This is a genomic window from Gelidibacter sp. (assembly GCF_035515035.1).
GTDB lineage: Bacteria > Bacteroidota > Bacteroidia > Flavobacteriales > Flavobacteriaceae > Gelidibacter.
Window position 1 is genome coordinate 1 of the sequence record NZ_DATJCA010000087.1, and the last position, 11744, is coordinate 11744.

General features: G+C 39.3%; 11 protein-coding genes and 1 tRNA gene. 4 read left to right on the forward strand and 8 right to left on the reverse strand.

Annotation, left to right across the window (positions count from 1 at the left end; all coding sequences use genetic code 11):
• The 8 genes from VLZ86_RS06685 to VLZ86_RS06720 form a co-directional block, all read right to left on the reverse strand.
• The coding region (locus VLZ86_RS06685) for an amino acid carrier protein (RefSeq protein WP_414652545.1) at positions 1–1786 on the reverse strand (1786 nt) is incomplete at its 3' end.
• 226 nt (positions 1787–2012) lie between these two features.
• Positions 2013–2675, reverse strand: a complete 663-nt coding sequence (locus VLZ86_RS06690; protein ID WP_325449861.1) for an SdpI family protein — start codon at positions 2673–2675, stop codon at positions 2013–2015.
• Between the two features lie 3 nt (positions 2676–2678).
• The gene (locus VLZ86_RS06695) at positions 2679–2933 is read right to left on the reverse strand and encodes an autorepressor SdpR family transcription factor (RefSeq protein WP_129016054.1); all 255 of its coding nucleotides are present in this window, start codon (positions 2931–2933) and stop codon (positions 2679–2681) included.
• 145 nt (positions 2934–3078) lie between these two features.
• A complete protein-coding gene (locus tag VLZ86_RS06700) occupies positions 3079–3321 on the reverse strand; it encodes a hypothetical protein (protein ID WP_325449862.1) in 243 nt (80 codons plus the stop codon).
• Between the two features lie 526 nt (positions 3322–3847).
• Positions 3848–3988, reverse strand: a complete 141-nt coding sequence (locus VLZ86_RS06705) for a FeoB-associated Cys-rich membrane protein (protein WP_325449863.1) — start codon at positions 3986–3988, stop codon at positions 3848–3850.
• Positions 3989–4262: 274 nt separating this feature from the next.
• Positions 4263–6362, reverse strand: coding sequence for a ferrous iron transport protein B (gene feoB / locus VLZ86_RS06710; protein WP_325449864.1), 2100 nt, complete (start codon positions 6360–6362; stop codon positions 4263–4265).
• The gene (locus VLZ86_RS06715) at positions 6363–6590 is read right to left on the reverse strand and encodes a FeoA family protein (protein ID WP_325449865.1); all 228 of its coding nucleotides are present in this window, start codon (positions 6588–6590) and stop codon (positions 6363–6365) included.
• A gap of 464 nt (positions 6591–7054) precedes the next feature.
• A complete protein-coding gene (locus tag VLZ86_RS06720; RefSeq protein ID WP_325449866.1) occupies positions 7055–7723 on the reverse strand; it encodes an SCO family protein in 669 nt (222 codons plus the stop codon).
• A 94-nt stretch (positions 7724–7817) separates the two neighbouring features.
• Here VLZ86_RS06720 and VLZ86_RS06725 point away from each other — a divergent pair, with 94 nt between their 5' ends.
• The 4 genes from VLZ86_RS06725 to VLZ86_RS06740 form a co-directional block, all read left to right on the forward strand.
• Entirely contained in the window at positions 7818–9749 is a 1932-nt protein-coding gene (locus VLZ86_RS06725; protein WP_325449867.1) for a M1 family aminopeptidase, read from the forward strand.
• A gap of 79 nt (positions 9750–9828) precedes the next feature.
• Complete coding sequence (gene rseP, locus VLZ86_RS06730) at positions 9829–11172, forward strand: RIP metalloprotease RseP (protein WP_325449868.1); 1344 nt, start codon at positions 9829–9831, stop codon at positions 11170–11172.
• 74 nt (positions 11173–11246) lie between these two features.
• Positions 11247–11320, forward strand: a tRNA-Asn gene (locus tag VLZ86_RS06735).
• A 142-nt stretch (positions 11321–11462) separates the two neighbouring features.
• Positions 11463–11744 (forward strand): ISAon1 family transposase N-terminal region protein (locus VLZ86_RS06740; RefSeq protein WP_422653649.1); only part of this gene is annotated, 282 nt, incomplete at its 3' end.

Sequence of the window (11744 nt, forward strand, 5' to 3'; positions counted from 1 at the left end):
ATTCCAATTTCTTGCTTCTTCCGAAGAGGTAGCTCCAAGAACGCATGCCGTAATACGACCAGGACACCATGGTGGAAAAGGCAAATAAAACCACGGCCACCGCCAGTACGGCTGGAAACCAAGAAACAACAGTTCCGAAGGCATCGGCAGTAAGTTCTACACCGCCCATGCCGCTATTGATTTCATGTTTGCCGGTAAAAATCAATACGAGGGCAGTCATGGTACAGACTAGCATGGTGTCAATAAGTGGTTCAATCAAGGAGGTAAAACCATCGGCAACGGGGTGGTTGGTCTTGGAAGCACTGTGGGCAATTGCCGCCGAACCTACGCCCGCTTCACTAGAAAATGCCGCCCGTTGTAGGCCTATTTTAAGCACCCCAATGAAGCCGCCTTTGATGGCTTGGGCAGAGAAAGCACCATCGATGATGGCTACAAACGCACTCCCAAGGAATTCAATATGATAGCCAATCACAACTAAACATCCTATCACGTATAGCAAGGCCATTACAGGAACCACTTTTGCAGTCACTTTGGCAATACTTTTAATGCCACCAATAATCACTGCACCAACCAACAATGCAAAGCCAATTCCGAACCAAAATCCCTGTCCTTGTAAAATGGGAATCTGTTCTGAGACTATTTTAAAAGCTTGATTTGACTGCAACATATTCCCGCCACCAAAGGAGGCGCCAACGCCTAGAACGGCAAAAAGTATCGCCAAGAACTTTCCTAAACGTTTAAGATTTTGCTTTTCAAGTCCATAGCGCAAATAGTTCATAGGGCCGCCAAATATGCGTCCTTCATGATCAATAAAGCGATACTTTACGCCCAAGGTACATTCGGCAAATTTTAAGGACATTCCGAAAAAGCCAGCCAAGAACATCCAGAACGTTGCGCCCGCACCGCCCAAAGATATGGCTACTGCAACGCCAGCGATATTCCCCAATCCTACGGTAGCTGATACCGCGGTGGCCATTGCTTGAAAATGTGTAATGGTCCCAGGAGCATCCGGATCGTCATATTTCCCTCTTGCCAAATCTAAAGAATGTCTAAAACCGCGAATATTGACAAATTTTAAGCGCAGCGTAAAGAAAATACTGCCCAAAATAAGCCAAACTACAATAAAAGGAATGGTACTGGTCTTTACATCCCCATTAGGATGCAAAAGGGGTTGTGGTGTTTGAAAGTTGATAATTGCCAAGAGAGGTACCTTATAAGAACCGTCATCCGGCGTTCTGGAAATTAAGGCACCTTCTTCTAGAACGTGTTCGAGAATGCCCGCCTCAGGTGTATAAATAGCTAATTCTTTGTTGTGTTGGTTGACCAACAAGGCGATTTTCTCACCTGATTGAACTTGGCTTCCGTCTGCAACCAACCAATTTTTCAATTGGTATGTCACATTGTTTTTAGTGTCTTCTAACGGCAGCCTAATATTCCTCTGAGACGTATAAACCACAGGGTCATATATGCCGAGGGTAGCAAAAGCATCCCAAAAAAGCACGGCGCCCAGGACATCTACGGCCGGTTGGACTCCACTATTGAAAATTTCGGTAATTGATTTTGCAGGGATGGTAAATTCTTTTGTAACTGTATTTCCACTGGCATCGGTAATGGTTACAGAATGTTCCATGCCCTCAATTAACCCAACGGACTCTGAAGCGTCCAACGGGGTATCTACATTGCTCCATTTGTATTGATAGGGTGCTGATCCTCCATGCACCGCAACTTTTGCAATTCCGTTGTTAATTTCCGAAGAAGGGTTGATCAGCTCTAACTGTACGGTCATAACCTCCTGTGATGGAACCTGACCTACAGAACTTATGAAACTTAGAAATAAGATCGTGAGAAAAGTGAAAGTCTTGTGTTTTATCATCAAATAATTAAGAGTTATCAGTTTATAATTGAAAAAATACAATTTAGTGATAAGCCGAAGTCCTCCCAAGATATTTGAGTTCTTTTTTTGAGAGTGCGCAATACAGGGATTGAAAAATGTGCTTTTATAGGAGGAATTATTATAAGCCTTGTTCGACATTTTTTTTCTTCTCTTTTTTAAATCTAATGTAGGAATAGAGTACCGGCACTAGGGCGAGGATTGTGGTGATGATAAGAAATAAAGTAAAATTCTGCTTATGGTCTAACATCAAACTCGATAGAACCACAATAATTCCTCCTATAAACCACATCTTTCCGCCTAACCTATGAGTGTCTTTCCACACGGTTTCATTTTCCAGCGTCCATGGCGTTCTGATACCTATAAAGTAATTTGGCTTTATTGTTTTAAAATAATTTCCGAGAATAATATATAACACCCCAATTAACAATACCATATAATTGGGATTATCAACCGATTGGTTCTTGGCTGAATAAAGTATGAACAACGCAAGTATTGACATTAAAACGACCATTAAAGTTTTTATTGCCTGCAGTTTATTTCCCATTTGATGGAGTTTGTTTTTAGGGTCAATCCTCGGGACGATCAAAAAAATGACATATACCAATAAGGGAAGCAGAATGGGAATTAGTAAGAGTTCTATTTTCTCGCCATACCTATCTATTTCACCTAAACTATTCCAATGTACTGGAACCTTTTCAGGCAAGTGATTCCAGATATATGCCAGATAAATAAAAGGCAATGAAACAACGGTAATGATTGGTAATTCTTTTTTAAGTTTCATAGATTAGTTTTTTAGAGTGAGGATCCAGTTTATCAAATCTTCTAAGATGCTGGTGTTTAAGGAGTATTCCACAAATTGACCTTTTTTCTCGCTGGTGATCAAATCGGCGCGTTTTAGAATATCAAGATGATGGGAGATACTGGGTTTTGAAATATTGAATTGGTCTGCAATTTCTCCAGCATTCATATCTCGCTCCTTTAATAATTCTACAATTTGCCTTCTGGTTTCATCATTAAGAGCTTTAAACAAGGAATTCATTTTAATTTAGGTATTTAGACAAATATCTAAATATTATTTTAAATATCAAAGTGTTTTTATTTCTAATGGAATCGAAGCTATCAAATAGCTGCAAACTATTTGATAAAATCAGAAGCAGCGATTAGGGAACTGTTAAATTAAGGTATTATTCTACGGTGACTTTGACCTGGGTTTTACCTTCTTCGCTTGGGATTTCAGAAACTAAAACCACCGATTTATCTTTTTTAAATCCTGAAAATTCAAAGTTCTCAAATCCGGTATAGGTGTAGCCTTGTGAAAGTAATTTGTCCTTAATGTCTTGAACTTTATAGTTTTTTGCAAGAGAAATATCTAAATCGTTGGAGTCGTCTTTTGATAAAATAACCGTGATGACTATAGTATTATCCAAATCATGTTTATAAGTTATTCCATATTTATTTTGGAGGTCTTCCTTTTGATTTTTGATTTTCTCATAGCCATACTAGTCAACCATATACGTGTCTATTGAAGCAAAAGGTTTTGTTGTCAAGTTTTCCAATAAGGTGATATCCAGGTTTTGCGAAAGTGCAGTAGTGGCTATTGAAAGACATAATACTAAGGAGAGGATATTTTTTATAATGAGAGATTGTTAATGTACTTTCCTGTTTATTCTTAAAAAATTAATGGCCGGAGCCATGATTTTTGAACGTGAAAATTGAGGAAATTCAGATGTGTACGTCAGGTTTTTAGCTTTTACGATTATAGAAGAAATAAGCTTAAATAAACTTATGACGGTAATACATAGGGCATATACTGACTCCGTTCAATTTTATAACGAAATAGTGCTAAACTTACATTTTGAAATCGGGTTAAAGTACGGTCTCAGATAGTCGTTTTAGGGAAATTTCAGAAAGAATTTGGGAGAGATCTAGAGACCTTCATCACTAAGCTGGGATTTAATGACAATTGTCACAGTCATGAGCATCACCAAAAGCTCTTTTCTTTTTTGATTTTTTCCAAAAGAATTTCTTGACTAAGAAACCTAGCGCAAATCCCAATGCTAAAAAAGCCAATATATTTTGAATGGTATCGTTCATTTTTTAATCTTCGATATTCAGTTTTCAGTTTTCAGTCTCAGTTCTAGAACTATCTATTCTCAAATCATGTATTTTTAAGTAAATCATCGAATTATACTTTTTCATCTGTGAAACTTCCGTGTCTCCTCCGTGTTTACTCAGTGTCAACTTCGTGTCTCCTGTGTGGAACTTCGCGATATAACTTTTTAAAAGGTTGACATCAACGGCCTTTAAGCATTTGATATTTAAGAACCCCTAACCCCCGGTCACTCCTCTTCGGTCATCTGCCTTATAATTACTTCAAAACCTGGAACGCAATCAACGCTATAATATACGCAAAAGCACTCATAATTACAAGCTGTAACAGGGGCCATTTCCAGGAATTTGTCTCACGTTGCACAATGGCCAACGTACTCATACATTGCATCGCGAAGGCGTAAAACAATAGCAAAGAAATTCCTGAGGCAAACGTGAACAACGGCCCTCCCAAAATAGGATTGACCTCTCCGGCCATCCTGTTCTTGATGGTTTCTTCGTCATCACTTCCCACACTATAGATGGTGGCCAAGGTGCCTACAAATACCTCACGGGCGGCAAAAGAACTGACCAAGGCTATTCCAATTTTCCAATCATATCCTAAAGGTCTTATGGCAGGTTCGATAGCGCGTCCTGTAATGCCAAGAAATGAATGCTCTAATTTTTGGGAAGCCAGATGTTCGTTAAACTCTGCTGCGCTGATATTTTGATCTGCAAATTCTTTAGTGACAATGTCTTCAGCATTGTTAAATTCCTCGCCCGGCCCATAGGAAGCTAAAAACCAAAGAATGATGGAAATTGCCAAAATGATTTTTCCGGCGCCAAAAACGAAGGCTTTGGTTTTTTCAATCACCGTCAAAACCACATTTTTTAGCAAGGGCAGTTTGTAGTTAGGCATCTCCACCACAAAAAAGGTCTTGCTCCTAATTTTAAGGATTTTGTTCAAAATCATGGCCGAGCCCAAAGCAGCGCCAAATCCGATGAGGTACAGCAACATCAAGGTCATGGCTTGATAGCCCAAGCCAAAAAAACGCTTATCTGGAATGACCAAAGAAATAATAATCAAATAGACCGGTAATCTTGCGGAACAGGTTGTAAATGGTGTGACTAAAATGGTGATTAACCTCTCTTTCCAGTTCTCAATATTTCTAGTGGCCATAATCGCAGGAATCGCGCAAGCTGTCCCAGAAATTAAGGGCACCACACTTTTTCCGCTCAAACCAAAACGGCGCATGCCGCGATCCATTAAAAACACCACACGACTCATATAACCACTTTCCTCAAGCACTGAAATAAACAGGAACAAGAAGGCAATCTGCGGGATAAAAATCACAATCCCGCCCAAGCCGGGAATGATGCCCTCAGATAATAAGTTTGTGAAGGTCCCGGCAGGAAGTGCGTTTTTGGTCCATTCGCTCAAGGAAGCAAAAGTAGAATCTATAAAGTCCATTGGAATGCTGGACCAGTCATAGATGGCTTGGAAAATAAGCAATAATATGAGAAAGAAAATGACGTAGCCCCAAACTTTGTGAGTTAATATCCGGTCTAGTTTTATGCGTAGATCTTTGGCGGTACTTAAATCAATGGTCTGTCCTTGCTTAAGTGTATCATTAATAAACTGATAGCGTTTAATGGTTTCCTTTTGTTGCAGTCGTTTTAAATCGGCTTTGGACTTCGTTTTAAAATCGGCAACCGCCTCAATTTCATTTCTATTGGTTTTACCAAAATTGACATCCTGGGTTATGACCAGCCAAAGTTTATATAAGGATTGATTAGGAAAAGCTTTTCGCAAACTGTCAAAATAGTCCTTGTCAATTGCCGAAGCATTCATACAGGGTTCCGTAGATAGGTCTTTGTAATTGGAAATTAAGTCCTTTAATTCATCAATTCCATAGTTTTTTCTGGTACTGACCAGTGCAATCTTGGTATTGAGCTGTTCTTCCAAATGCGGAATGTCTAAAGTAATACCCTTGTAACGCATTCTATCCGCCATATTAATGGCCAGGATACAGGGAATTTCCAAGTCTTTAATTTGTGTGAAAAGCAGTAAGTTTCGTTTGAGATTTTCCACATCGCTCACTACAACCGCGACGTCTGGAAAGTCCTTGTCATTTTTATTTAGAAGTAATTCGATAACGACGTTCTCATCCAACGAAGAGGCATTTAAGCTATAGGTTCCTGGTAAATCAAGGATATGTGCCTTCACGCCACGAGGCAACCTGCAGATGCCTTCTTTTTTCTCAACCGTAATCCCAGGGTAGTTTCCCACCTTTTGGTTCAATCCAGTTAGGGCATTAAAAACGGAGGTTTTACCTGTGTTCGGATTTCCTATTAATGCAACATTGATCTGTTTACTCATTTAGAGGATATCTATTAAAATATGAAGTGCAGTCTCTTTTCTGATGGCCAAATGAGTGCCATTAATATTGAGATACATGGGATCAGAATAATAAGCCACTTGCACCAGCTCTACAAAATTGCCAGGTAAACAGCCCATTTCTAAAAGTTTTAATGGGATGTAAATTGATGAAACATCAGTAATGATACCGCGTTGCCCTTTTTTTAGATGTGCGACTGTTGTTTGCAAGCTTATTTAGATTGATTTTAAAGAAGCAAAAGTAAACGAAAAATATTTATTGTTTGTTATGATAAAGAGGAAAGTTTAAAGTTCAGTGTAGGAGTGGTGAGAGGTTACACGGTAGTTGCGGGGCGAAACACTTAGTATTAGGGTTTTAGAGATGGGCGGGGAGTGGTTAGTTCGTTTTTAGAGAAGTCGTTCTATCTCTTTGAATAGTTTGGAACATTTATGACGTCTGCGCCAATCAGCGCCATCTGCGTGAGAAATCCATTTAAACTTACAGTAGATTCCTCAAATCAGTGAAGAAGGTATCTGAGAATCTAAACTATCCGAAGGAACAACCCCTTATCTATCGTAGAGGCATTTAAATTTAGAAACCCACTCTGAACTTCAACATGCTTTATTCGATCTTTAAATTTCGCAATTCCATTATAAAGATCCAAAAATCGTTAATCGTAAATCAACAATCGTTTTTAACCTTCGTTTTTCAGTATTTTGATATCCTGAAGTAACTTCTCGATATCGTCCGGTTGGGTGCCATCATAATAACCTCGGATTTGTCGCTTTTTGTCTATGAGCATGAAGTTTTCGGTGTGGATCATATCATATTCATCGCCATTGCCATCTGTTTTTACTGCCAAATAGCTTTTTCGGGCCAGTTCATAAATCTGTTTTTTATCACCGGTAACTAAGTTCCATTTCTTGTCAATCACCCCTTTTTCAATGGCATATCGCTTTAATTGGTCCACATCATCAATTTCTGGCGTCACGGAATAGGAGAGCAGCATAATTTCATCATCTGCTAAGGTTGCTTTTTGTATTTGGACCATATGGTCCGTCATGATTGGGCAAATGGTTTGGCAGGTTGTAAAAAAGAAATCGGCAACATAAATTTTATCTTCGTAATTCTTCTGGGTAATGGTTTCCCCATTTTGATTGATCAGGCTGAAATCGGCAATTTTATGATATTTGCTTTGGTATTGTAACGTACTATCTACCATTTCAAAATTCACCATGGTAGGTTGGTAAATGGGAAGCACTTTTTCAGGCGTCAGGACATTGTACATGATGGTCACAATGATCGCGGATAAGAAGAACAGAAAGATTGCAAAAAACTTATATTCTCTAAAAAAAGATAACATTTTTGATGGTTTTGAGGATGTTGTGTGAGATTTGTTTGCAAAAATACAACAGATAAGGATCAAAAGGGGTATTTTTAATCTTAAATTTTGGGATATGAAAAACGGTATAGGTCTTCTTTTTTTGTTTGTTTTTTCATCGCTCTGCGCTCAAGACCAGTCAATTAATGAGATAAGAGAAGCTGAGGTGAAATCAGCGTTGAACCGAATGCAATTCCGCGCTAACCCCAATACGGGCAATTATGATGTGAAATATCACCGATTGGAGCTTGAGGTGGATCCGTCAGTGGCGTTTATAAGTGGTGAGGTGACGACCTATTTTGAAGCGACATCCATTTTAAACCAAATTGTTTTTGAATTGGCAGAAAATATGACCGTGTCTCAGGTTTTACAGCGTGGTCAACCACTCGAGTTTTCTCGAAATAGCTCTGATGAAGTGATCATTACGCTTCCTCAAGAACAACATAGTGGCGTATTGGATTCGTTGACAATTTCCTATTCTGGAAATCCTGTAAGCTCCGGTTTTGGATCATTTGAAGTCAGCACGCATGCGGGTAAGCCAGTGTTATGGACACTTTCTGAACCCTACGGCGCAAAAGGATGGTGGCCGTGCAAACAAGATCTTATTGATAAAATTGACCGCATTGATGTATATATTACGTCGCCTTTAACCAATGCTGATGGCGATGCGTATGTGGCCGTCTCCAATGGTTTGGAGCAATCACAAGTGATCAATGGCAGCACTAAAACCACTCATTTTAAACATAATTATCCCATTCCGGCCTATTTGGTGGCCATTGCCGTTACCAATTATGCCATCTACTCCCATACAGTTGCCAATAATGGGAACCCTTTTGAGATTATTAATTATGTGTACCCCGAAAATTTATCAGTCATACAAGCCCAAACTCCGGTAACGGTGGATATCATGAACCTGTACAGCACTCTTTTTGGCGACTATCCTTATGCCGAAGAAAAATATGGTCATGCGCAATTTGGATGGGGTGGCGGGATGGAGCATACAACGGTGTCCTTTATGGGTAGTTTTGGACGAAACTTAATAGCGCACGAGCTCGGCCATCAATGGTATGGAAATAAAGTGACCTGTGGCAGTTGGAAAGACATTTGGCTCAACGAAGGGTTTGCCACTTATATGTCCGGACTTGTAGTTGAAAATTTAGATGGTGCTATTCCGTTTAAAAATTGGAAGCAGCAAATGGTAACGTCCATTACAAATCGTCCGGGTGGTGCCGTTTATTTGACTGATGCGGATACGTTGAGCGTCAATCGTATTTTTGATCAGCGTCTGTCTTATAATAAAGGGGCGATGGTTTTGCACATGCTCAGAAAAAAATTAGGAGATACTGATTTCTTCCAGGGTTTGAGAAATTATATAGAACATCCAGATCATGCCTATGGCTACGCGAAATCAGAAGATTTTATCAGGATCATGGAACACACCAGTGGTGAGCATTTATCTGAGTTTTTTGGAGATTGGCTTTATGGAGAAGGCTATCCAAGTTTTAAATTGGAATGGTCACAGGATACTCCTACAGAAATAAGATTTAATTTAGAACAGACACAGACCCATTCGTCTGTATCATTTTTTGAAGTGCAATTACCCATACGATTAGTGGGTACGGCCGGAGAAACCCTTGATCTGATTTTAGATCAAACCGTCAGCCAAGAAAACTTCATCCATTCCGTTAATTTCAAGGTGGCTGAGGTATTGATCAATCCTGAGTTTGATATTATTTCAAAAAATAACAACGTTGTTCTAAGTACGGAGGATCGCCTTATGGACATGGAAATCGTATTCTATCCCAATCCCGTTTCAGAAACGCTCCATATCAAAAAACCCGATTTCCTAACCGTGGATCAAATTCGCATTTATAATACCCTTGGGCAGCTGATTTACACCTCGGTTTGGAATGCAACTATTGATGTCTCTTCGCTTTCTACAGGCCTGTTTTTTGTGGAACTCCAAACGCACAAGGGCAGCATTAATAAATCGCTGTTAAAAAACTAGCTAATAGAATCGGATTAGTTTTCTAAATGGGCATAAAAGACTACTTTTGTGCCTTATAATTTTTTTTGAAAAGAGATCAATGGAGTTTGTAATTAAAGTTTCTCAATTTTTATTGAGTTTGTCCCTGCTTATCGTGTTGCACGAGTTAGGGCATTTTATACCCGCAAGATTATTTAAGACCCGCGTAGAAAAATTCTATTTGTTTTTTGATATCAAGTATAGTTTGTTTAAGAAAAAAATAGGCGACACGGTCTATGGTATTGGTTGGTTGCCTCTTGGTGGCTATGTCAAAATAGCTGGAATGATTGATGAAAGCATGGATAAGGAACAAATGGCCTTACCACCACAACCATGGGAGTTCCGTTCCAAACCCGCATGGCAACGTCTGATTATCATGCTGGGTGGCGTGACCGTCAATTTTATCTTGGCTTATTTAATTTATGTGTTTATGTCTTTTGGGTATGGCGATACTGATATTGCCACAAAAAGCATAAAAGGCGGCTATTTAATCGATAATCCCCTGCTTACGGATTTAGGTTTTAAGACTGGTGATCACATTGTGCAGATCAACGATACAGAAGTGATCAATGAATCTGAGGTCAGAGCTAATCTAATTGGCGCTCAAAAAATTACGGTTGAGCGTGAAGGAGAAGAAAAAACCATCGCGTTACCTGAGGATTTTTTAGGCCAACTTTCAACCAGTAAAAACCGAAGGTTATTTGAATTGAGATTGCCATTTTTGGTGTCCAAAGTCAGTGATACTTCTTTAAACAAGTCGGCGGATTTAAAGAAAGGCGATATTATCAAGACGGTTGAAGGCCAATCTGTAGAGTATTTTGATCAGGTGCAAGACGTTTTGCAGTCTTTTAAAGGACAAACTGTGTCAGCCGAGATTCTAAGAGATGGCCAAACTAAAGTTATCGATCTCCAAGTGGATGACAACGGGTTGTTGGGCATTGAGACCGGTGGCGTGCCTTTTAATACATACGCCGAATTGGGTTATTTTGATATCGTCAAGAAAGAATATACGCTTGGCGAAAGCTTTGCGGTTGGCTATGATAAATTTACCAGTCAGATCACAGGTTATTTCACGCAGTTAAAATTAATTTTCAGTCCAAGTACGGGCGCCTATAAGGGTGTAGGTGGGTTTAAAGCCATTTATGATGTGTTCCCAAGTGTTTGGAGCTGGGAATATTTTTGGGGCATTACCGCCTTCCTTTCCATTATGTTGGCGGTATTGAATTTATTGCCAATTCCAGCTTTAGATGGTGGTCATGTTATGTTTTTGCTCTACGAAATTGTGTCTGGACGCAAGCCAAGCGAAAAGTTTTTAGAGCGTGCCCAAGTGATTGGATTCATGATTATCATCATGTTAGTATTGTTTGCTAACGGGAATGATATTTTTAAAGCGATAACTGATTAAAAATATTTCAAAATAGTTTTGCTCAAGTTAAAAATTGCAATATATTTGCATCCTCAAAATAAGGTAATATACCTTCCTCTTTAGCTCAGTTGGTTAGAGCATCTGACTGTTAATCAGAGGGTCCTTGGTTCGAGCCCAAGAAGAGGAGCAAACAAAGCCGTTACGTAAGTAGCGGCTTTTTTGTTTTTGGTGGTTTCATAGGGGCTACAGCAGCATTCAAGGTTTTTAAGGGTCAATACAAAAAGTTGTGGACTAACTAAAAATAAGAGAACTTTGAAGCAAAAACATTTATGCTCCCAGATTCACTATTATCCATAACCAATTTATTGCTTCCCGAAGTTCTTGTTTCCTATTTTGATTTAAAAAAGCACGAGATCAAAGGTGAAGAGCTCCACTTTTACTATACCGAACAAAACAAGGCTCCCGATGGACATGAAAGTACGAAGCTCCATTCCAAGGGCTTCTTTCCTGAGGCTACGGTTCAGGATTTTCCCATACGGGGCAAGAATGTTTTTCTGCACATCATACGGCGCAGATGGGTTGATCAGGACACAGGCGAATTAATCACAAGA